The organism is Chryseobacterium sp. WG23, assembly GCF_024586575.1.
Classification (GTDB): Bacteria; Bacteroidota; Bacteroidia; order Flavobacteriales; family Weeksellaceae; genus Chryseobacterium.
The window spans coordinates 142,509-166,442 of record NZ_JALCZE010000013.1; the positions used below are offsets into that span (position 1 = coordinate 142,509).

Genomic DNA, 23,934 nt, shown 5'->3' on the forward strand with positions numbered 1-23,934 from the left:
TTAGCGGGCCTGTTTCCATTGATATTTATTATTTTTGCGGTTCAAATTTAAAACCAGATATATGGATTGTCCCTGCTGCTCAGGAAAAACTTACGAAGAATGCTGTAAACCATATCATACCGGAGAAAAGCATGCTCCCACTGCAGAAGCTTTGATGCGTTCCCGATTTTCGGCATTTGCTATTCCAAATGGTGACTATTTAATGGAAACCACTCTTCCGGGAAAAAGGAAATACCACAATACCCGCGATCTTCAGGAGTGGGGAGAAATCAACCAATGGACCCAACTGGAAATTATTCGTACGCCCGCCTTAAATCAGGTAGAATTTAAAGCGTACTATACCGATGAAGACGGACATCCACAAATTCACCATGAATTTTCTATGTTCCAGAAAATGCATGAACGCTGGTATTATGTTTCAGGTGAGTTTCTAAATTAATACTATGAAAAAGAATATTATATACACAATGCTATTTCTGCTTTGTGGTTTTAGCTTTTTCAATGCCCAGACTGCTGATGACAAAAAGCAGATTACTTTAGCTGTTACTGATATTTTAAAAGGTTTTCAGACTAAAAATGGAGATCTCATGAACCAATATATCAATCCTACTTATGGAGTTGGGGTTCTTTTTAAAAGCAGCGGTGATCTGGGATTTGTTTTAAATGAAGATGTTAATTTCAGTATGCCGTTAGGGTATATTCAAAAGGTATGGAATATTAAAAATAAATTTCCGATTCAGTTTGAAGCTGCCCCTGCCTACGATTCAGGAAATAAAAAGTGGAAAAAAGAAGGATTATATGTTCAGTTCAACTCTAACGGAGTCAACGACTATGCAGACAAATTTCTGGAACAGTATCCTGTAAAAGATCAGGACGTTTTTAAGATCAATTCTGATCCCAGGAATGTAGTTTGGGTGACACTTGCTGAAAATACTAAGGAAAAGACTCCTATCAATGGATTGAGATTTTTCATGACAAAAATAGATACGAAATGGTTCCTTACGCTCATTGACGTTACGGAATATGATGCAGAGTAGATGAGATAATTGGTAGAATAATGCGAAAACTACCCCTTCAAATCTGAGATTCAGTGGAAGGGAATGTGCCAAGCATTTTATTTATTTTTAACTTTATAATAAAAATAAACCACAGTTGAGTTCTGTGGTTTATTTTTTGTCTTGATACCAATGTATAGGATTTCTATTTTCTTGCTCAGAGTGTCTTTCTCAACAATTTTAAGGGGAAAAATGACCCCGGAATTATATGTAAGACATTTTATACTGATCCGATTTATCTTCGGGAGAAAATATAACCGTTGACAACAGATACTGCAAAAAAATGTCCGAAAAAACCGGACATTTATATTATTTTTTAGTGAGCTTCAGTTCCGTCAATTCCATGAGTATGGCCATGTGACAATTCTTCTTCTGTTGCAGGACGTGTATTTAAGATTTCCACCTGGAAATCCAAAACTTTACCTGCCATTGGGTGGTTAAGGTCTGCCACTACAACTTCCGGTGTTACTTCTACCACAAATGCCTGGAAATTATTCCCCTGATTATCAGATAGAGGTAAAATAGCCCCTACAGGTGGAGTTCCTGATTCTTTAAACATCTCAATAGGTAATTGAGCAATAGCATCCGGTTGTTTTTCACCATAAGCATCTTCAGGCTGGATTGTAAAAGCAGCTTTATCACCAGCTTTCAAACCAAGGATATTTTCTTCAAATTTTGGAATCATCATTCCTACACCGTACAAAAATGTAAGTGGATTTTCTGGTGCTGTTTCTTCTACAAGAATCTTACTTCCATCCTCTTCGATTGTGTGAAGTATGTAACTTACAGCTACAACATGGTTGTTTTCAATTGTCATATTTTTCCTTTTTTTCGTGCTTTTTTTCACGATTAATAATGCACAAATATACTATTTTTGAAATGATTGTTTAAAGAGACAAGCTAAAGGATAATCTTAAGCAATATACTGACTTCTACTTTCCACTCTTCGTTTCGTCTCTTTTCTTCTGTCTCAGCATAAAGAGATACAAACTTTCAACCTTCGTTCTTGCCCAGGGTGTCTTCCGTAAAAATTTCAATGAAGAACTGATGCTCGGGTTATCTGTAAAGCATTTTATGTTGATCTGCTCGCCTAATTCCCCAAAACCCTGATAATATTCTACGAGTTCTTCGAGAATAGCATCAAGTCTTTTTCCATGTAAAGGATCTTTTGATTTTTCTTCCATAACGCAGTAAAATTAAAATATTTTATCAGACTTACCGACTAAAATTGTTTAAACTCTTAATCTTTAGTATTTTTGATGAAGCTATTTCTTACCAATAAAAATTATTCGTTACAAAAAAAATATGAGCAAAAATAACGAAGCAAACAGAAAAAAAAATAAAAAGAAAATTGATCAGAAAAAACGTAAAATACAAAGTGCAGAGGCAGAAAGGAAAGCACGTCTAAAACAAATTCGAGAAGACTTCCAGGCAAAAGAAGCCGATGATAAACTGTAAAAATCTTCATGACTAAGCCTAATCGGTTTAAATTTTGTCCTGTATTTTAATATCCAGATTTTAGTTCAATATATCTGATTATACAATTACATTCCATATTTCCTTTAAACAATGATAAACTTTTTATGAAAATTCTGCATACCGCCGACTGGCATTTAGGTAAACGGCTGGACCGCTTTTCCCGTCTGGAAGAGCAAATTCTGGTCATGGAAGAGATGATTGGCATTGCTGATGAAGAAGGCATTGACCTTGTGATTGTTGCCGGCGATCTTTTTGACAATTTTAATCCGGGAGTAGAAGCTACTGAGCTATTTTATAAAACCCTGAAACGTTTATCTCTAAACGGTAAACGCCCTGTGATTGCTATTTCCGGAAATCATGACTCTCCCAGCCTCATCAATGCTCCCGATCCTTTAGCCAGAGAATGCGGAATTATTTTAATAGGTCATCCCAAAGCAGAAATTACTCCTTTTGGGACCGAACATTTTAATATTCTGAATTCAAAAGAAGGTTTTATTGAACTGGCTATTAAAAATATAAATTTTCCTGTAAGAATTCTGCATACGCCTTATGCCAATGAGATCCGTTTAAAAGAATATTTTGGTGAAAATAAGGAAGAAGAAATCAATAAAGTACTTTCCCAGATGTGGAAAAATCTTGCTGATGAATTTTGTGATGATCTGGGTGTCAATCTTCTGACCGCTCATTTGTATATGAACAAAAAAGGCTCTGAACTTCTGGAGGAACCTGAAGGGGAAAAGCCCATTAAAATTGGGAATGCTGATCTGATTTTTTCGGATTGTATTCCTGATCAGATTCAGTATACCGCTTTAGGCCATCTCCATGGTTTTCAAAATATAGGAACGGCAGAGAAACCTGTTGTCTACTCTTCTTCCCCTTTGTGCTATAGCTTTAGTGAGGCAGGACAAACAAAATATGTTTCTATTATTGAAGCATTTCCGGAAAAAAATATTTCTTTTGAAAAGAAGGCGTTGAAAAATGGAAGAACACTGGTAAGGAAAACTTTTACCTCTGTGGAAGATACCGCTCAGTGGCTGAATGAAAACCCGAATACCTTTATTGAACTGACTTTGGAAAGTGAAACCTTTTTAACGGCTGATGAAAGAAAGATGATCTACCAGTCTCATACCGGTATCGTCCATCTTATTCCCAAAATCAAAAACAGTGAAATAACCGGAGAACAGCAACATGAAATCAATTTAAATCAGGATATAGGAGTATTGTTCAAGGATTATTTTAAATCTAAAAATGGAGGACAGGAAGTCAATGAAGAGCTTATGGATTTGTTTAACGAAATTTTAAATATCTAAATTATGATTCCCATTCAACTAACGATTGAAGGTTTATACTCTTACCAGGAGCGTCAGAGCATTGACTTTAAAAACCTCACTGATGCGGGTCTGTTTGGTATTTTTGGTGCTGTAGGTTCCGGTAAATCATCGGTTCTTGAAGCTATTTCGTTTGCTTTATATGGTGAAACGGAACGTCTGAATATGCGTGATAAAAGGGCTTATAATATGATGAATTTAAAGTCAAACAGTTCTTATATAGAATTTGATTTCATCAATTATGAGAATAAGCTGTTTCGTGCAACTAGAGATTTCAGGCGTAATTCTAAAAAATTTGATGATGTAAAGCCTTACGCTGTCACTTTTTACGAGAATATTAATGATAAATGGATACCATTGGATCATTCCAATGCAGAAGCTATCATTGGGTTAAGCTATGCCAATTTTAAACGGACTATTATTATTCCGCAGGGACAGTTTAAAGAATTCCTTGAATTAGGGGCTGCCGACAGAACCAATATGATGAAGGAGATTTTCAATCTTCAAAAATTTGATCTTCAGAATAACGTGTCTACACTGAATGTAAAAAACAGGTCTGAGCTGGATCAGCTTGAAGGTCAGCTCAAAGGGTTTGAGGAAGTGAGTGAAGAAAATATCCAGCTGCAGAAAGGACTTTTAACAAAAGAACAGAAAAAGCTGGCTAAATCCAATGAAAAATTTGAGAAAATCTCCCATACCTATCAGCAGCTAAAAAACTTAAAAACCGATTTTGAAAGTTTAAAGCAACATAAGGAGAGTTTTACAAAACTGGCTGAACGGAAGCCTAAAATAGATGCACTGGAAACACAGACAGAGCTATACGACCTCATTTCCAGAACTTTTAATCCTTTAATTGCTGAAAAAAATAAGCTTTCAAAAGAAATTACAGATAAGCGGATTGAAAGGGAAAATCAAATTAAAATACTGAAAGAAACCGAGCAAAATTTTACTGCTGTAAAGGAACAGCTTTATATCCTTGAAGCTCAGTTCAAGGCTTTGGATCAATCCAGAATACAAGAAAATGATCTGGGTATCATTATACAGATTCTCAGATTTTATGATGAAATTAAAACACTTCGCGCCAGAACTAAGAACGGTTCTGAGAAGGTAGCAGAAGTAAGTATTAATAAAGGAATTGTTCAGAAAAAAATTGAGGAGCTGGCTAAAAGTATTGATGAGTTAAAAGAAAAGAAACTTGACACCTCCCTTCTTTCCAATGTTGGAAACTGGTTTATTCAACAGAAAAACCTCAATAAAACACTGTACGATCAGGCTGGAAAGATTGAGAAACAGCAAAAACAGATTGAAGCCATTTCAGGAGAACTCAAACCTTTTTCTTTTCGTGAAAATTTCAGAGAGGAATTCAAAAAAAAGAGGGAAGTTCTGGAATTAAATAAAAAAGTGCTTTCACAAAAACTGGATCATCTAAAGATTCAAAAAGAGCTTTCCCGGTTCGCCCATGAGCTTCACGACGGAGAATCTTGTCCGCTTTGTGGTTCTTTGGAGCATCCTCATATTGTGGAAATTCAAGATGTAAATTTTGAACTTCAGGAGATTCAGGATAAAATAAGTACCCTTGACCATGATATCCTGAATATTCAAAAACAGGAAACGGAAATTGAGAAGATTCTGGACAGGAAAAAGATCTTTGAAGAGCAACTTATTGCTGAGCAGAGAATTTTGGAACAGATTCAAAAAGATATTGAAATTCATCTTCAACATTTTATATGGAAACAGTTCAGTCCGGATCATGAAGATGAATTTGAGAAAAAAAGGTCTGATTCCTTTGCTCTTGAAAAAAAGATGGAAGAAACAGAACAGCATATTACTGCAGAACGGGAAATACTTGAAAAGGAAAATAAACTTTTAGAAAAATATAAAACTGCCCTTGAAACTTTCAAGCTGGAAGAGGCTACAAAACAGGAACAGATTAATATCAGCCGTTCCAGCTTAAAAATTCTGGATTGGAATCATTATGAACAGAAAACACTTGCAGAAATAGAGGAAACTTACCAGAAACTGGTACTGTCTAATACTGAAACAGAACAGAATTATCAGAAGGCAGCTCAACAGGAAAAAATAATAGCTCCAAAACTGGCAGAGCAAAAAGCCATCCTGAGCCAGTCTGAAAAACAGATTTCAGCTCTTGAAAAAGAAATTTCGGAAAATACCGAGGCTATCACTAATGCCCTGGCTGCACAAAATATTACTGATTTTAAAGAAGTTGAGATCATTCTGCTTCAAAAACTTAACGTTCTGCAGACCAGGGCCGAAGTTCAACAGTTCAGAATTGACTTTGAAACCTTAAAGAAGATTATTGAAGGATTAGAATTAAAGCTTAAAGGCCTTCTGTTTAATGATGAACAGTTTTCTTCAACTGAAAAACATTTCATTGAGGCTCAGAATGAATTAAAACAAATGAATGATTCTGTTGTAAAGATGGCTTCTGAAATAGAGCGGCTGGAAAAAGAATACGGCAAAAAAGAAGAGCTGTTACAAGCCCTGTCAAAGCTTCAAAAGCGTTCCGAAAATTTAAAGCTGATGATGAATCTGTTTAAAGGGGCCGGTTTTGTGCAGTATGTCTCTTCTATTTATTTAAGACAGCTTTGTGATCACGCCAATCTGCGTTTTCATAGGATGACCAGAAATCAGCTGAGCCTTCAGCTTAATGAGAATAATGATTTTGAGATCATTGATTACCTTAACGAAGGCAGAAGCAGAAGTGTAAAAACGCTTTCGGGCGGCCAGGCTTTTCAGGTTTCATTAAGTCTTGCACTGGCTTTGGCAGAAAGTGTTCAGGCCAATGCTCAGGCAGATAAAAATTTCTTTTTTATTGATGAAGGTTTTGGAACGCAGGATGCTGAATCGGTAAATATTGTTTTTGAGACCCTTACCAACCTGATGAAAGAGAACAGAATTGTAGGAATTATTTCTCATGTAGAAGAACTTAAAGAGAAGATTCCTACAGCACTCAATATTATCAAAGATGAGGAAAGAGGAAGCCTGATTGAGATTGTTTAACTTTATATTTTAAAACCCCAAATCAAAGATTCGAAGTAGTCAAAAGGCACAAAAGTATTTTAAACACTTAAGTTATTTTCAAGTAACAAGCTTGGGCATAGAAAGTACACTTAAGATTATGAAAATCTTCGATTTTCAACTCACGTAAACCTTTTATGCAGTGCAATTGTAAATTTACTTTTGGAGTATAATGCTAGAGAGACAGAAGAAATATTTTGTGAGAGATAACCACTACTTGGTATATCGTAAAAAGAAAGATTCAGAAGTTTTGTGTAAATTAGGCTTGGAGAGAAAGCTTAATAATTGGCATATGCCCATCAAGATTATGCGCGATTTAAAGTTTTTAAGCCGAGTACCTTTTGTGGTTATATTTCTTTCGCAGATTGATTGAGCAGATTTTTATTATGTCTGGATTCCTGCGGAATGACAAGTGCTGTTATTCTAATTGAATAAGATAATACCTGCAAAAATTGTCATCCGAAGGAATCCAGATACTTAAAATTAGCTTTACAAAACGTAAATAATAGCTATGCTCAGATTCCTGCAGAATGACAAATACGTTATTCTAAAGAATGAATATTTTTTAAACACTTTAGCTCACTTAAGTAAGTACAAAAATAACTGAATACAAGTAAGTTCACTTTAGAAGAAAATCAAAGATTTTCATAAAACTTATGTGTACTTCTCAGCAGTTTGATATTAGCTTAAAAAAATCTAAAGTGTCTAAAATCTTTTGTGACCTTTTGTGGTTAAATAATATCCGGCAATTACAGGTTTTGTACCAATGGTTTTACTTCTTTCCCGAATAATTCAATAGACTTCATCACCAGGTCATGAGCAGGATCTCCGATATCCATATGCCCTATAAATCTTGTAATTCCGAAAATCTCTTTCATATAAGCAATTTTATCAGCTACTTCTGCCGGACTACCGATAAATAAAGCGCCTTCTTTGTTTCTTCCCCCGTCATACTGCATTTTTGTATAAGGTGCCCATCCTCTGGAAGCTCCTATCCTATCCATCTGAGATTTATAGGTATGGAAATATCCGTCCACTACATTTTGATCATCACTCACAAAAGTATGGGAATGAATCGCAATCTGCATTTTGGATACATCATGTCCTGCTTTCTGGTATTCCTGTTTGTAAAACTCAATCAGGTTTTTAAACTGGACAGGCATTCCTCCGATAATAGCTACCACCAGAGGCATTCCCAATTGGGCAGCACTTAATACAGATTGCGGAGTTCCTCCTACTGCTCTCCAGATCGAAAGCTTTCCGTTATTTTTTGCCCTTGGATACACGGTCTGGTTTTGCATCGGTGCCCGGAGTTTTCCTGACCAGGTTACATTTTCTTCGGAATTAATCTTTAATAACAACTCCAGTTTCTCATCAAAAAGCTCCTCATAGTCATTCAATGAATACCCATATAGAGGAAATGATTCGATGAAGCTTCCGCGGCCTACAAATATTTCTGCTCTTCCGTCTGAAATAAGATCTAAGGTTGAAAAATCTTCATACACCTTTACCGGCTCTGAAGAACTTAACACAGTCACCCCGCTTGCCAATTTTATATTTTTTGTAATACTTGCTGCTGCTGCCAATACCATTTCAGGAGAAGAAACAGCATAATCCGGACGGTGGTGTTCTCCCATGGCGAAGACATCGATTCCTACCTCATCCATCAATTTTACCTGTTCCAAAATTTCACGAATCTTTGTTCCGGCATCTCTATATTTTCCGGTGGCCTGATCAAAAGCCAGATCACCGAACATTCCTATTCCTAATTCCATATTGTTGATTTTATATACACAAAATTACAGGAATAAAAAGTCAAAAACATTGATGTTTGTTAAGAACGTAAACTTGATTTCCAAACACAAATGACGCTAGTTTATTGCACAAATATCACGACTTTATTTTTGAAGAATATCAATTTATATTTATACGGTGTTGGAAAACGCAAAGACGCAAATTGTTTTAAAAGGTTACATTTTTAAGACGCAAGGATTTTATCTGCGATAATAATTGCAGACCTCTCTATATTTGCCATGGATGTACAAATAAAACTATTTATATACCTGTCGTATAGACATACAGATCCCTTGCTGAAAATCTCCGATTTTCTTGCGCCTTAAAGCAATATGATAGTAAGCATTCTTTGCACCCTTGCGTCTTCCAACAAAAAGAAGGTGTATCACAACTAGACGATGTGGGTTGAGAATGGTTTAACGAAAACCCTTCTCATATAGGGGTATAGGAAAATTTCATAAAAAAGGCCGTTTTCACGAGTTGTGAGACGGCCTCTTCATTATTATTTTTTCAGGTACTGATCAAAGTAATCTGTAATTTTCTGCATCAGGTGAACCCTGTCTTTTCCGATCACATTATGCGGATGTCCCGGATAAGTAAAGTAATCCAACTGAACCCCATTATCAACCGCAGACTTGATGAATTTTATAGAATGCTGCCATACCACTACATCATCCTGAGCTCCGTGAATCATCAATAATTTTCCTTTCAGGTTCTGTACTTTATCTAAAAGATTGGCCGCAGCATATCCCTGTGGATTTTCCTGTGGGGTATCCATATATCTTTCCCCATACATAATTTCGTACATGCTCCAGTCGATCACCGGTCCTCCGGCAACTCCTACTTTAAATACATCCGGCTTACGAAGCATAAAGCTTGTAGTCATAAACCCTCCAAAGCTCCAGCCATGGATTCCCATTTTTGTACCGTCTACATAAGGAAGAGATTTCAGGTAGTCTACACCTTTCATCTGGTCATTCATTTCTGTAGTTCCCAGATTTCTGAATACAGCCTGTTCAAACTTCATTCCACGGTTAGAAGATCCTCTTCCGTCCATGGTAAAGATGATATATCCATTCTGAGCCATATATTCATACCATAGGTTTCCTGACGCCGGGAAAGTATTTGTTACCAACTGTAAGTGCGGACCATTGTACAGATAAACAATGGTAGGATACTTTTTATTAGGATCAAAATTTGTTGGAAGGATGATCTTTCCATATAAAGGTGTTCCGTCATCAGCTTTCAATTCTACATTTTTAATTTCAGGTCTCTGATAATTTTTCAATGTATTTTCTGCTGTAAAAATATTCGTAGACTTTAAATTGCTGGTATTAATAATATTTCCAATTCTTGGCGAATTGGCATTACTATAAACATCATACAGATAATTTCCGTCGCTGCTCAATACACCGGCATGCATTCCTTCTGCATCATCCAGTCTCTGCATTTTGAAGTTGGTCCAATTGATCTTATACAAATGTCTTTCTAAAGGAGTTTCTTTTGTTGACGTAAAATAGATCTCTTTCTTCTTTTCATTAAACCCTAAAATATCGGTTACCAGCCAGTCGCCTTTTGTAATCTGCGCAACCAATCCTTTTTCCAGGCTGTAATGGAACAGGTGATTGTACCCTGTTCTCTGACTTTGCCAAATAAAATCTGTATTGGAATTTGGGAAGAAAGTAAGTGGGTGCTGTGGCTCCACATATTTACTGTCGGTCTCTTCAAATAAAGTTTTTACCAGTTCTCCGGTAGCGGCATCATACTGATTCATTTTCATATGATTCTGTCCTCTGTTCAGTACTGCTACAAAAATGTATTTTGAATCCGGGCTCCAGGTAACAGCAGTTAAATACTGGTCTTTTTCGCCTTCAACTTTCAGAAAAGTTGTTGACTGGGTTTTAATATTAAAAACGCCTAAAGTTACCTGATGGGAAGTCTGACCTGCCATCGGGTATTTAATATTGTGATTTACAGCAGGTGTTACAGACCAATCGATGATCGGGTAATCTGCAACCATAGACTGATCCATTTTATAGAAAGCTACACTTTCGGAATTGGGAGCGGGAAAAATTCCGGTGTCTATTCCGAATTCATTCCTGTGAACAGCCTGTCCACTGATAATATTTTCGTTTGCTTCGTTAGTGACTGCAATCGTTTTTCCGTTTTTACTCACAAACAGGTTGTTCTTTGCTGTAAAAGCGAAAGTCTGACTATCCCCAAAGACTTTCACATTGGAGGCATCTTTATCTATGGTCACCTGATTTTTCACTTTCCAGTCATTTCCTGATTTTTCAATCCAGAACATTTTACCGTCTTTGTTAAAATAACCATTTGAAGTACTCGAAAACTTAATCTGAGGGACAGCGTTCAGTTTATCATCGGCAAACTGCCTGTTCAGCTGTGTTAAGGATACCAGAGTATCTTGTTTATTGGTTTTCAGATCTGTCACCAGATACCCTCCTTTCACGGACTGGATATAGGATTTTCCGTCTGCAGACCATGAAAATTGTGAAATATTTTTCACAGCAAGGTTGGTTCTCATCCCATTTACAGCCTCCGCCATGGTAAACTTCTGTGTCTGGGCGAATGCAGCATTTCCCAAAACCAGCATCAATAAAGAAAACTTATATAATTTCATTGCGTAAAATTGAATCCATCAAAAATAAGAAATAAAAATCATCCGTTAAGAAATGTTAAATTAAAACATTCATAAAATGGAGTTAATGGATTAAAAGAAATTATTTCTTACCTTAATATTGGGATTTGAGTATTGGAAATTGCCATGGCGCAAAATACATTGAGATTGTTTCATTTTGATCTTCTCAATGAGGATATTGTCAAAGATGAGGATAAGGTCTAGCCCCGATAGTAACGGTTACCCCACAGCATGCATTGGAGGGTTTGGGGATTGGAGCGTTGGAGTGTATTGGCGCGAGGAGTAAAAGTGGATAGCGGGAAAAAGCTCAAAAAAAAGCAAAAAGAATCATAATTTACATATACCCTGCATTTCTTATCCTATATCAATGTTCCGTATATGCTCTCTATCCTACATTTGCATCATTAATAACAAACAAAAATAAAAATACAATGGCAACAAAATGGAACCTAGACCCAACGCATAGTGAGATTACTTTTAAAGTAAAACATATGATGATTTCTAATGTAAAAGGAAGTTTCAGAACTTTCACTGCAGAAATCGAAGCGGAGGATGATACTTTCGCCAATGCAAAAACTACCGCTACTATTCAGACGGATTCTGTTTTCACCAATAATACAGACAGAGATAATCACCTAAAGTCTGGTGAATTCTTCAATGCTGAGCAATATCCAACGATTACTTTTGACTCTCAGGCCCTGAATGATCAGGTAGTGGGAAATCTTACGATCAATGGGATTACGAAGCCTGTAACGTTAGATGTAGATTTCGGAGGAATCAATGTTGATCCGTGGGGAAATACAAAAGCGGGATTCTCTTTTGAAGGAAAAATAAGCAGAAAAGATTTCGGATTAAACTGGAATGCAGCTTTAGAAGCAGGAGGAGTAATGGTAAGTGATGATGTAAAAGTAGCTGGTGAATTACAGTTTGTAAAACAAGCATAGTTTTTTTTCATATTTTATAAAAGGTTCAGGGATTTTACTAAAAACCTTGAACCTTTTATTTTTTATTATTATTAAATTATGAACCTCAACGATCTGCAAAACATAAGTGAAAACTTCCAGAGCACTCAGAGAATGCCTGTTCTATTTTTAGGACATGGCTCTCCTATGAATGCTATTGAAGAAAACCAGTTTGTACAGGGCTTCCGAAAAGCAGCTGCAGAGATTCCCAGACCTAATGCTATTCTGTGTATTTCTGCACACTGGTATACAGAAGGGACGTTTGTCACTGCCATGGAGATGCCTAAAACAATTCATGATTTTTATGGTTTTCCGAAAGAATTATTTGATGTACAGTATCCTGCTCCCGGAAATCCTCAGCTAGCCGTGGAAACTGCTGAGCTGTTATTACCCGTGGAGGTTGAAGAAGACCATAGCTGGGGACTGGATCATGGGGCATGGTCAGTCATCAGACATATGTATCCTGAAGCTGATATTCCGGTCATTCAACTGAGTATTGATTATACCAAGCCTCCGCAATATCATTATGACCTGGCTAAAAGGCTTCATAAACTCCGTGAAAAAGGAATTCTGATCATAGGAAGTGGAAATATTGTACATAACCTACGTTTAATCGACTGGAAAAATATCAATACGGTGGGTGCCGGCTGGGACTGGGCAGTGGAAGCCAGGGAAAAAACCAACAATTGGCTTATTGACGGTAATTTTCAACCTATTATTGATTATCAGAAACAGGGAACATTTTTGCAATACGCTGTGCCAACCCCTGATCACTATCTTCCGCTTATCTATACTTTAGGGTTGAAAGACCGGTCTGAACAATTGTCTTTATTTAATGACGAACTTATTGGAGGTTCACTAAGCATGACAAGTGTGAGAATTGGATAATTCTGTATCCTAAGCTCATGATAAACGCTTTATAAACAGTTTTTTAAGGCTAAAATCACAAAGTGCTGTTGAAAACATTGTACGTTCGTAGTGGCGATGAACTCAGCAAAGTTGTATTCTATACTAAGCGGCAAGTGAAAGCAAAAAACAGATATATAAAGCCCCTCAACCTAGCTGGTTGAGGGGCTTGTTTTTTGAAATAGTATTTTATTGTACTGCTTTTAAAACATTGATGTTTCCATAGCCATAGCTTGAATTCACATTTGGATAATAAGTGGCAGACTGTCTCATTTTATTAAGGACCTGATCTCTGGTCCATGATGGATTTTTAGCCCACACCAAGGCTGCAATTCCGGCTGTTGCCGCTGTAGCTACTGATGAACCGCCTACATAATCGGCCTGTCCGTTATAATAACTTAAAACCGGAACCGTATTTCCTGAAGCTCTTTCCATCTGGAAGGTAAAGTCTATCTCACCTCCGGAATGGCAAACATCACATTTCTGATTGGAAGTTCCTTCTTTCACTCCAGTTATGGCTTGTGTTTCCGGCATCCATGCAGGGAAAATAACGCCTACAAAAGTGGTAAAGCTGGTAGAGGTACCTCCTGCACAGAAAATCAATTTTCCTTTGGAATAGGCATATTTTACACCATCTTCAATTTTTCCTACTGAAAAAATATGTCCCATAGACATAGAAATAATCTTTACACTGGCATTATTTGCCAGCTCTGTAAATGCTGTTTTCACTCCTGTCTGCTCACTTGAGGTATCCAATACTACATTTGTTGCAGCCCTGTAAGCAATTAAATTGGCATTATAGGCAACTCCTACAGGCAGTCCTGCATTATTTCTCGGTGCCGCCATTACGGAAGCCATTTTTGTTCCGTGCCCACACTGATCTGCAGAACCATCTGAATTATAGACCCCAAATTTACTGATTGTTCTCCCTGAGGAGGATCCGTTATTAAAGCTGTTTCCAAGAAACGCCTGCTCTGGTGAAACGCCTGTATCTACCAGGCCAATGGTAACGCCAGCTCCGGTACTGTAGCCCCATGCACCAGGAATATTATGTTTGGTAAAAGCCCAGGGAATTTTCGCACCCGGAGTGGTGGAAGTATAGTCATCAGCATTCAAAGTAGTAGATGAAAATCCACATCCTGAACCGCTGCCTGAGGATCTTGAAGCTAGATTGTATTTATTTTCATTTTCGAAATAGTGATAATCCCCCGGTTCAAGATACCGGATAGTCTTCATCTGTCGAAGCGCTTTAATGGTTTCTTCTTTTTCAATAACTACATCGATCTGGTTGAGGTACTTATCTGAGGTAAGAAAGAAAGTTCTTTCATCTTTTCCTTCATATTTTTTGATTATCGATAAAATCTCAGTTTCCATGGCCTGGTTATTTGAAGATTTGCTTCTATCAAAATCTTCTTTAGATTCTCCAAATCCAATGGATACCATTTTATTTCCCTGAAAGATGGCGCTCCATAAAAAATGATCAGATTGATTGGCCCAGTTGAAAGAACCTTTTGTTTTGATGGACTGGTTAATTCCCTCATTAATTTGTTTGGCAGTCAGGGGATCTTTCTGACTCATTTCAATGTTTGAACTTTCATTCTGGAGATCTTCGGTATTACAAGAGCTTAAAGCAAAAAATATTGCTACTAAGAATACACTTTTTTTCATATGTTATAATTTTGGTTGGGACCAATATAACACTTTATTGTGAATTACCTATTTTTTAAAGGTGAATTCTATATTATCCGAATATTAATAACACTTTAAGGATAAAATTCACAATATTCAATGAAATCTATATTATTTTTTCAAAACAGACACTATTATCTATTCCAATGTACTGTCCATAGTTCGGAATGTGATAGAAGCCACTTTTTTCATAGACAGAAATAGCGTTCTTTAAGTCTATGGAAGTTTCTAAAACAGCTTTTTCAAATCCCGATTCTTTAGCCCAATTTTCCAATTCTCCTACTATGGCAGAAGCTAACCCTCTTTTTCTGAAAGCCGGATTAGTGTACATTCTCTTGATTTCAACAGTATTTTCCGAAAGTTCTTTAAATGCTCCGCATGCTGCCGGCAGTTCATCAATATAGGCAACAATACAGTTTTTAAGCTTATCAATTGTATTAAACTGTTCAAAAAAAGCATTTTCGTCCCCATTGTGTACCGCAAGATCTGCATCGAGAAGTTGTACTAAATTTTGAAAATCCGGATGGGTAGAATCAAGTCTTTTTATAGTCATATATATTTAATTAAAAAAATAGGATAAAACAAAAAAGCTCCCTTCCTGAAGCTTTTTTGGGGTATATTTTATTTTACGATAAATTTTCGTTCATTAATCAGGGCTGCAATAGCCAGCATATCCTGACCTATTAATCTGTCTTCTTCAAGTTTGGTAACTTTAGAGCGGAGAACAGCAACATTCTCTTCAATGATCTTAGAACATTTGGAAGGCCTTCTGAATTCCAGCCCCTGTGCTGCAAACATCAGCTCAACCGCTAAAATATTAACCAGATTCCCCAGTACCTGATTGAATTTTCTCCCTGAAATACTTCCCATAGAAACATGATCCTCCTGACCTAAACTTGTAGGAATAGAGTCTGCAGAGGCAGGGAAACACAGTGTTTTATTCTCTGTAACTAACGCCGCAGAAGTATACTGAGGAATCATAAATCCTGAATTCAATCCTGAGCTTTCTGTTAACAATCTTGGAAGGCCATATTTCCCTTCTAATAATAAATAGCTTCTTCTGTCTGAGATATTTCCTAATTCCGCAGCCGCTAACGTTGCATAATCTAAAGGTAATGCCATCAGCTGCCCATGGAAGTTACCTCCGGAAATAGATTCTTCAGCACTTAATACAATAGGATTGTCGGTAACAGAATTTAATTCTGTTTCAGCCATACCTCTAAGATGTTCAAAAGCATTTCTGCTGGCGCCGTGAACCTGAGGCACACATCTCATGGAATAAGGATCCTGCACTCTTTCACAATCTTCATGTGCCTTCATGTTTTCTGATCCTTTTAAGAACTTAAGCATTCTTGCCGCCACTTTTTTACTTCCTTCAAAAGGCCTGATATCATGAAGTTCTTTTTTGAAAGGGCTTGAAGAACCTCTATATGCTTCAATACTCATGGCTGCCGTGACATCTGCAAGGTCTAATAAGTATTCAAATTTTTCCAATCCTTTGATAGCATGAGCCAGGATAAACTGAGTTCCGTTAATTAATCCAAGGCCTTCTTTTGGTCCTAAAGCTAAAGGCTCAAGGTTGTATTTTTCCAACACATCCATTGTATTGGAAACCTGGTCTCCTTCCCAAACCTGCCCTAAGCCAAGTAAAGGCAGAACCAGATGCGCTAAAGGGGCCAGATCTCCTGATGCACCTACAGATCCCTGCTCCGGTACAACCGGAATAATATCCTTTTCCAACATCAGGATCAGTCTCTCAATCACATCAAGAGAAACTCCGGAAAATCCTTTTGACAAAGCATGAACTTTGGCAATGATCATGATTTTTGAAAATTCTTTATCAATGGGTTTTCCTACACCTACTGCATGGGAAATAATTAAGTTATACTGCAACTGGGCTGTTTCGTCAGCTGATATTTTAGTATCGCACAGTGGCCCGAAGCCTGTATTGATTCCATATACACATCTATCGGATTCTACTATTTGCTGTACGTTTTTCTGAGATTTTAATATTTGTTCTTTTGCCGCTTTATTCAGCTTCGCTTTACTGGGGCTTTTACAGATTTCCAGAACATCATGGAAAGTTAAAACATCTACTCCGTATATCATTTCTAAAAAATTTTCTTAAAATTACACATTTAACAATAATTAAAGAAACTAAATTTCAATGTTCTATCTTTTTCTCCAAATAAGTTAATTAATTTGTTATTTTTACCGCCGAATAAAAAACAATAATACATGAGACTTACATCTTTACTGCTTGCTTTATGCCTTGCAGGTACCACTACTTTCGCCCAGAAAGTAAAATACTCTAAAGAGGATATCAAAAAAATGGAAACATACCTTTTTAATGAAGGTTTCAATACTCCATCTCCGAAAAAAACATCAACCATTATTTTGAAAGACGGAACCTCTTACAAAGGGTTTTGTAGCAAGATTGAAACAAAAAAAGGACAGATTTATGAGGTAGCCATCAAAGACAGTGCTACAAAAAAGAATGCTACCTTTAATGCTGAACAGATCAATGAAATGTACGTTTATCCAAGTAACGCAGAAAAAATTGCAAAAGTGGCCAAGTACATGGGAAATATCAGAAACTTTGGTACAAAGAAATTAACAAAGAATACCAATAACGACAGGATCTATTTTGTAAACCAAACGGTTTCATTAAAGAACAAAAAGGATGATAAAGAATTTCTGATGCAGGTTATCAACCCCGGTTTTGATGATATTATTTCTGTATATCATGATCCGAGAGCTAAAGAAACAACAGGCTTTTCGGTGATGGGCTCTCCACAGCTTGGCGGTGGGGTTATCAAATCTTATTATGTAAAGAAAGGAGACAAAATTATGTGGCTTCATAAAGATGATTTTGAAGACAACTATGATTTCCTTTTTGGTGACAATGCAGAATTCATGAAAAAATATCCTAAAAACTCTGTAGAGTGGGATTATTTCAGCTTTCTTATCAGTGCTTACACTGATATGAATAACGGATAAAAACATTCAATTTATAGAATTAATACCTGCGGAGCAATTCTGCAGGTATTCTTTTTTTAAATATAGAAAGATTCCTTAATTTTGTTATATGAATCCTTCTTTAGAATTACAGCTCAAAACTTTACCTTCGGAACCCGGTGTTTATCGTTATTATGATAAAAATGAACAGCTATTGTATGTGGGTAAGGCCAAAAACTTAAAAAAGAGGGTTCTCTCCTACTTCAACAAAAACCTTTCAGGATACAGGATCAAAATAATGGTTGGGAAAATCCAGCGCCTGGAAACTACTATTGTAAACAGTGAGTATGATGCTCTTTTATTGGAAAACAATCTGATCAAGGAACATCAGCCATTTTACAATGTGATGTTGAAAGATGATAAAACCTATCCCTGGATCTGTATTAAAAATGAAGATTTCCCAAGAATTTTTCTCACCAGAAATGTAATTAAAGATGGTTCTGAATACTATGGCCCCTATGCAAAAGTGCGTCCGGCAAAAATATTATTAGATACCATCAAACATATCTATAAACTGAGAACCTGTAATCTGAATCTTTCTCCGAATAAAATAGCCGACGGAAAATACAAAGTCTGTCTTGAATATCATATCAAAAATTGTGAAGGGCCTTGTGAAGATCTTGAAAGTAAAGAGGATTATGATGAAAAGATAGATGCTATCCGTGGAATGATCAAAGGAGAATTCCGGAAGGCAAAAGATTATCTGATCAATCAGATGATGAAACTCGCCTCTAATTTGCAGTTTGAAGAAGCTCAGATTATCAAAGAAAGACTGGATATATTGGAAGATTACCAAGCTAAAAATACGGTTGTCAATCCTAATATTGACGATGTGGATGTTTTTGGAATGGTGAGTGATGAAACCGCCGCGTATGTCAATTTTTTTAAAATAAGAAACGGAAATATTATTCAGAGTTTTACTACAGAGATTAAAAAAATCTTAGAGGAAGCGGATGAAGATATTATGGAAGAGGCTTTGATTGAGATCAGGCAGAAATTCAGTTCCAACTCAAAAGAAGTATTGCTTCCTTTTCATTTATCTGTAGAAATTCCTAATGTAAAACTTATTGTTCCTAAAGTAGGTGATAAAAAGAGAATTGTAGAGCTGTCCGAAAAAAACGCTAAAGAATACCGTCTTGAAAAATTAAAACAGGTTCAGATTGTGGATCCTGAAAGACATACCAACAGGATAATGGCTGAGATGCAAAAACTGCTCAGAATGCCTGTAGAACCAAGACATATTGAAGGTTTTGACAACTCCAATATTCAGGGAACAAACCCGGTTTCTGCCTGTGTAGTTTTTAAAGACGGCAGGCCCAGCAAAGCGGACTACAGGATTTTTCATCCTAAAACCGTAGAAGGACCTAATGACTTTGCTACGATGGAGGAAGTGATCTATCGCCGTTATAAAAGAATGGTAGATGAAGGGGAAGACCTGCCCCAATTAATTCTGATAGATGGTGGAAAGGGCCAGCTATCTTCTGCTGTAAAGAGCCTGAAATTATTGGGTCTTTATGGTAAGATAACTATTGTGGGAATTGCAAAAAGACTGGAAGAGATATTCTTTCCCGAAGATCCTATTCCGCTCTATCTTGACAAAAAATCTGAAACATTAAAAATTCTTCAAAGAGTTCGTGATGAAGCCCACCGTTTTGGAGTTAAGCATCATAGAACAAGAAGAAAGAACTCTACTATAAAATCTGAACTGGAGGAAATTCCCGGAGTGGGAGAAAAAACAATTGAATTGTTATTATCAAAGCTTAAATCTGTTAAAAGGATTAAAGAATCCAATCTGGAAACATTAGAAGAAATTCTGGGCAAGAGTAAAGCAAAGGTAGTTTGGGAATTTTTTAATTCAAATTAAAACGCTTTTACATCCACATTTTACTGTCACACCTTTTTTTAATCCTATATGCATTTGATTTTGATATTTTTTAAATACTATCAAAATTCCAATAATAAAAGGCCTTTTTAGATTTTCTAAAATGGCCTTTACTATATTTATGTAGTATTGGCGTATAGATTAAGTTATTGTCCCATAAAAAGACAAAATATAACAAATCCCTAATGATCGATTAAAAACAATATATATAAATATTAATTAATAAAATATTATAAATAAATTAACATTATTTATAATATTTTTCGTAAATTAGTACAGCTTTCAAAGTTTAGATAGAGTAAAAAATAATCTGAGTTAAAATAATACAGGCGGCTTTAGAAACAAAAACAGATGACAGAGTTCTGTACTCCTATTGAGAAAACACATCAACATATATACATATAAAAGGCTCTTTTTAAGAGCCTTTTATAATATTATTTCTTTAAGATCTTAATCAGATAATCTCCCTTAGCCGTTTTAATTCTAAGGAAATAAACTCCTGAAGAAAGTTCGGCAACATCAATTTTATCATTGGGATACGTTATATTCTTAACCAGCTTCCCGGCTGCATCGAAAATTTTAACTGTTTCAATTTTATCATTTTCTTTGGAATGTATTGAAAAATAGTCTGAAACCGGATTAGGATAAATCTTGATATTAAAATCAGCATTCTTCTCTTCCTGTTTTACAGATTCGTTAGTCGCCATATAAATGGGTAAAGTATCCGTGATGGCGTAAAATTCACTTCCATGCTCTTTTGTGAAAATGGTCAGAAACAGCTCTTCTCCGTCCGTTGCCATTTTCTGAATATTTTCATTAGCCAGCAGCTGATTATCATCATTCGTAACAAAAATATCCATTGGCACTGTATCTGAAGCAATACCATTAGTTTTCCATACTTTTTGGGAATCACCATTCAGGAAGTAAAGATAGTTATTGGCACAAACCATATCCTTTATTGCAGAAAATCCGGATTTCACATTATAAGTACCATTGACTGTGCCATCAGTCCTCCACAGTTCTTTATGATAATTATTGGTGAAAAATAGCTGGTTTCCACATTTTTTAAACTTCACATTTGCCGTAAAGTTTCCTGCTATAATTTTTTCTGTGCCCGCAACTGTTCCATCGGAAGAATGGAGACCTGAAGAGAAACCTGTAGTCACATAAAATAATTTGTCATTGAGTATTCCTGTTTCCCTGTAAATAGTTCCAGAACCGGCAGGTTCTACATAGGATTTTAACAGTACAGATGAAGCCTGGTCACCATCCGAAGACCAAAGCTCCGTATGTTCATTACTTGAATTATTCTCCTGAGCCAGAGTAAAGAATAATTTATTATTAACAGCGCTCAAGACTTTTATATCTCCATCTGTCCCATTCTGATATGTAAATTGAATGGTTTTATTGGTATTAGGATTCGTACCGTCAGACTTCCAGATTCCCAGTTTTCCGTTCTGTCTCGCTATAAAATATGCGTATCCGTCTAGGACAGCCGTTTTAGTATCCACATCATATAAACTTCCCATATTGTCCACCGATATATCTTTTACTAAATCCATTGTATTTGAACTGTTGTTAATTCTCCAAAGCTCAGTTCCTGTAAAGTTACTATAGGCGGAGAAGAGCAGCATATTATCATTCAGGCTGGTATAGACAATTCTATTTGTAATTGGTTCCAACATAATGATTACATTTGAGCCTGCAGCCGTTCCATCTGTCCTGTAAAAGCCTCCTTTTGTGTAAAGATAGTTTCCTACTTTAGTGAACTCATCGTCAAAAGTGGTAGCTATTCCCCCTGGTAAAGCTCCACCGGTATTAAAGAAAGATAATCTTTCAACCTGTTGGGTGCTTTTATTTCTCTTATATAGCTGATTACTAAATTCCCGGTCTTTGGCGATAAAGATCAGATTATTGTTCAGTACATCAAAAGAATGTGGCTCAGAACCTTCCACCCTGTTAATATCAGCAGCTATTGAAATAACTTTCGTGGCAGGGTCCAGGGAAAAGACTTCTGCTCCATTCCTTTGGTTTGTACCAGCCAGATAAACTTTAGAGTTAAGATCTATAAAACTATTGGCAATCGGTAAAGCTAATCCTGTAATTTCAAATGGCTGAACAGAACCTCCATTGGTGATCCAATATCTTAGCCCTGAATTTACAGTGTTATATATTAAATGTATCCCATCTGAACTCTTTCCATATAATTTCATTTCCGGAGGTGTATTAAATAATGCTGTTCCAGCCAGAGTTCCATCAGTTTCCCAGATATAATTTCCATAATTCGGGGTTATTCCGTTAGAATTACTTTCAAAATAGATTTTATTGTTAAAACTAATAAATTTAGGCATAGCCAGGGAACTTGTTACCCCCGGGATAATATCCTTTAATAATTGAGTTCCAGCAGCTGTTCCATCTGACACCCAAGGTTCAATTCCACTTCCCACAGGGTCTAAGCCTTTAAATACAAAATAATTATCTGAAGCTGCCCCATCCAATTCCGGAACCTTTACAGGTGTCACAGACACCGTACCGGCAGTAGTTCCGTCACTTTCATAAAGCTCATATCCAGCCGCCCCATTGCCCACAAAATAAAACTTATTATTTAATTCAATAATTTTAAAATCATTAGAAATACTTGATCCCGAACTTGAGGCGATATCTTTCAGCAAAGTGGTACCGCCCGGTGTACCATCAGACTTCCAGATCTCTTTTCCGTGTACTCCGTCATTAGCTGCCAGAAACAATTCATTGTGAAAAGAATATAATTTTACATTTCCGGAATAGGAAAATGTTTTTAATGACTGCAGATCGTCAGTAACCGTATCAAAAGCCCACAGCTCATTAGATTGATAAAAGAAAATTTTATTTCCCACCACCACAAGCTCATCAATAACAAAATTTGAGCTAAGGTCTTTTAACTTTGTTGTTCCAACACTTGTTCCGTCCGTTACCCAAAGCTGGTAATAGGATGAGTTTTGCTGGGCAAGAAAATAGACTTTATTATTTAATTTTACTGAGGCAGGAGATCCTGATATACCAGCGCTGGGCCCCGGATAAATATCTTTCAGCAAACTAGATTTTTGAGTGGCAGAATTAAAACACCAAAGCTCTCTTCCTTCATAAGGAGACCCGGTTGCCGGGAAAATGATCAGATCATTAAGTTTGATAAACGATTTTGGATCACTTGAAGCTCCAAAATTAATCTCATGCAATTGTGTATTCAATACAGTTTGCGCAGTTGAAAATATTGACAGTAAAGTCAATATGGGAATGTAAAGTTTTTTCATGGTTTTAAAAATTAATCCTTAATTCAAACATCATGAATTAAGGATTATATATTAGTTTATTAAGTTTTTAAAAAATTATTTTGCTGCAAAGACCTCTTTAGAATATTTACCGTCAGCCTGAGGAACATCAATTACGATATTTCCATTCTCAAAATAACCAATAGTAGTTGTTCCGTTATCCAGCTTCACCATAAATACATCTTTCTTTGAAGTTGATTTAAAAATAGCGAAAGGAACAGAGCTCCCTGACTTAGCAAGAATAAACTGGGTGTTATCTATCTGTACTTTCTGCAGATCAAGCTTTCCGTTTGAAAAATTGCTTGCCGTAGAAACAGCTGTTGTAGCTGCAGGAGTATCAGAAGCTGTATTCTGAGTACTGCTGGCTGTATCAGATGTCTGCGCAGGTAAAATATTAACAGGGTTTGAAATTGTAACATTCATTAAAGCCTGTTTCAGTGCATCCGGATATCCTTTTTCAAATTCTTTGATATTCGATCTTCCTTTAGCTTCCAGAATGGTTTTCTTATTACAATCCGATAATTGTAAGATAACTTTATTTGTAAATAAACCAGAATCATCCAAAACATTTGCATTAAGGATATTACAGGAGTTATCTTTAGCTTCAGAAGGCCATTGATCTCTATTAGCCGGCAGAACGACATATTTTTTCCCTGTCAGTGCTTTTGCTAAAAAAGTCTCTAAGCCATAACTATCTTTTTTAAATGATTCAAACTTCTCAGGAATAAATATGTATTTATAATCTGAAACCTTTTGTCCGAAAATGAGTGTTGAACAAATAGCCAACATAAACACTGATATCCTTTTCATATTAT

At 36.3% G+C, this 23,934-nt stretch carries 18 protein-coding genes; 9 read left to right on the top strand and 9 right to left on the bottom strand.

The window, feature by feature from the left end:
• Positions 1 to 61 precede the first annotated feature (61 nt).
• On the top strand, positions 62 to 439 hold the full coding sequence (locus tag MP477_RS19270) for a YchJ family protein (protein ID WP_257191669.1): 378 nt from the start codon (positions 62 to 64) through the stop codon (positions 437 to 439).
• Positions 440 to 443: 4 nt separating this feature from the next.
• Positions 444 to 1,037 carry a hypothetical protein gene (locus tag MP477_RS19275; protein ID WP_257191670.1) on the top strand — a complete coding sequence of 198 codons (594 nt, stop codon included), beginning with the start codon at positions 444 to 446 and terminating at the stop codon, positions 1,035 to 1,037.
• Positions 1,038 to 1,371: 334 nt separating this feature from the next.
• Here the strand turns inward: MP477_RS19275 and MP477_RS19280 are convergent, their stop codons facing one another.
• Positions 1,372 to 1,872 carry a peptidylprolyl isomerase gene (locus MP477_RS19280; RefSeq protein ID WP_257191671.1) on the bottom strand — a complete coding sequence of 167 codons (501 nt, stop codon included), beginning with the start codon at positions 1,870 to 1,872 and terminating at the stop codon, positions 1,372 to 1,374.
• Between the two features lie 115 nt (positions 1,873 to 1,987).
• Positions 1,988 to 2,239 carry a VF530 family DNA-binding protein gene (locus MP477_RS19285; protein WP_230040030.1) on the bottom strand — a complete coding sequence of 84 codons (252 nt, stop codon included), beginning with the start codon at positions 2,237 to 2,239 and terminating at the stop codon, positions 1,988 to 1,990.
• A gap of 121 nt (positions 2,240 to 2,360) precedes the next feature.
• Between MP477_RS19285 and MP477_RS19290 the strand changes: the two genes are divergently transcribed.
• The 3 genes from MP477_RS19290 (at position 2,361) to MP477_RS19300 (ending at position 6,883) form a co-directional block, all read left to right on the top strand.
• Positions 2,361 to 2,513, top strand: coding sequence for a hypothetical protein (locus tag MP477_RS19290; RefSeq protein ID WP_230040032.1), 153 nt, complete (start codon positions 2,361 to 2,363; stop codon positions 2,511 to 2,513).
• A 125-nt stretch (positions 2,514 to 2,638) separates the two neighbouring features.
• Entirely contained in the window at positions 2,639 to 3,844 is a 1,206-nt protein-coding gene (locus MP477_RS19295; protein WP_257191673.1) for an exonuclease subunit SbcD, read from the top strand.
• Between the two features lie 3 nt (positions 3,845 to 3,847).
• Positions 3,848 to 6,883 (top strand): SMC family ATPase, encoded by a 3,036-nt coding sequence (locus tag MP477_RS19300; RefSeq protein ID WP_257191674.1) that lies wholly within the window; start codon positions 3,848 to 3,850, stop codon positions 6,881 to 6,883.
• Positions 6,884 to 7,650: 767 nt separating this feature from the next.
• Here the strand turns inward: MP477_RS19300 and MP477_RS19305 are convergent.
• Both MP477_RS19305 and MP477_RS19310 read right to left on the bottom strand, forming a co-directional pair.
• On the bottom strand, positions 7,651 to 8,676 hold the full coding sequence (locus MP477_RS19305) for an LLM class flavin-dependent oxidoreductase (RefSeq protein WP_257191675.1): 1,026 nt from the start codon (positions 8,674 to 8,676) through the stop codon (positions 7,651 to 7,653).
• 521 nt (positions 8,677 to 9,197) lie between these two features.
• Positions 9,198 to 11,336 carry a S9 family peptidase gene (locus tag MP477_RS19310; RefSeq protein WP_257191676.1) on the bottom strand — a complete coding sequence of 713 codons (2,139 nt, stop codon included), beginning with the start codon at positions 11,334 to 11,336 and terminating at the stop codon, positions 9,198 to 9,200.
• Positions 11,337 to 11,785: 449 nt separating this feature from the next.
• On the opposite strand from MP477_RS19310, the gene MP477_RS19315 reads away from it, so the two are divergent.
• A complete protein-coding gene (locus tag MP477_RS19315; RefSeq protein ID WP_103291681.1) occupies positions 11,786 to 12,298 on the top strand; it encodes a YceI family protein in 513 nt (170 codons plus the stop codon).
• Positions 12,299 to 12,376: 78 nt separating this feature from the next.
• On the top strand, positions 12,377 to 13,204 hold the full coding sequence (gene ygiD, locus MP477_RS19320; protein ID WP_257191677.1) for a 4,5-DOPA dioxygenase extradiol: 828 nt from the start codon (positions 12,377 to 12,379) through the stop codon (positions 13,202 to 13,204).
• A 207-nt stretch (positions 13,205 to 13,411) separates the two neighbouring features.
• On the opposite strand, the gene MP477_RS19325 is transcribed toward ygiD, so the two are convergent.
• The 3 genes from MP477_RS19325 to hutH all read right to left on the bottom strand — a co-directional run bounded on the left by MP477_RS19325 (position 13,412) and on the right by hutH (position 17,020).
• Positions 13,412 to 14,890, bottom strand: coding sequence for a S8 family serine peptidase (locus MP477_RS19325; RefSeq protein ID WP_230040042.1), 1,479 nt, complete (start codon positions 14,888 to 14,890; stop codon positions 13,412 to 13,414).
• 127 nt (positions 14,891 to 15,017) lie between these two features.
• The gene (locus MP477_RS19330; protein ID WP_257191678.1) at positions 15,018 to 15,464 is read right to left on the bottom strand and encodes a GNAT family N-acetyltransferase; all 447 of its coding nucleotides are present in this window, start codon (positions 15,462 to 15,464) and stop codon (positions 15,018 to 15,020) included.
• A gap of 68 nt (positions 15,465 to 15,532) precedes the next feature.
• Positions 15,533 to 17,020, bottom strand: a complete 1,488-nt coding sequence (hutH, locus tag MP477_RS19335; protein ID WP_257191679.1) for a histidine ammonia-lyase — start codon at positions 17,018 to 17,020, stop codon at positions 15,533 to 15,535.
• Positions 17,021 to 17,149: 129 nt separating this feature from the next.
• Between hutH and MP477_RS19340 the strand changes: the two genes are divergently transcribed.
• Together MP477_RS19340 and uvrC are read left to right on the top strand one after the other, a co-directional pair.
• On the top strand, positions 17,150 to 17,911 hold the full coding sequence (locus MP477_RS19340) for a hypothetical protein (RefSeq protein ID WP_257191680.1): 762 nt from the start codon (positions 17,150 to 17,152) through the stop codon (positions 17,909 to 17,911).
• A gap of 88 nt (positions 17,912 to 17,999) precedes the next feature.
• Positions 18,000 to 19,793, top strand: coding sequence for an excinuclease ABC subunit UvrC (uvrC, locus tag MP477_RS19345; RefSeq protein WP_230040050.1), 1,794 nt, complete (start codon positions 18,000 to 18,002; stop codon positions 19,791 to 19,793).
• A gap of 452 nt (positions 19,794 to 20,245) precedes the next feature.
• On the opposite strand, the gene MP477_RS19350 is transcribed toward uvrC, so the two are convergent.
• Both MP477_RS19350 and MP477_RS19355 read right to left on the bottom strand, forming a co-directional pair.
• Positions 20,246 to 23,101: a T9SS type A sorting domain-containing protein gene (locus tag MP477_RS19350; protein ID WP_257191681.1), complete on the bottom strand. Its 2,856-nt coding sequence runs from the start codon at positions 23,099 to 23,101 to the stop codon at positions 20,246 to 20,248.
• A 75-nt stretch (positions 23,102 to 23,176) separates the two neighbouring features.
• Positions 23,177 to 23,929, bottom strand: coding sequence for a hypothetical protein (locus tag MP477_RS19355; RefSeq protein ID WP_257191682.1), 753 nt, complete (start codon positions 23,927 to 23,929; stop codon positions 23,177 to 23,179).
• Between the last annotated feature and the right edge of the window lie 5 nt (positions 23,930 to 23,934).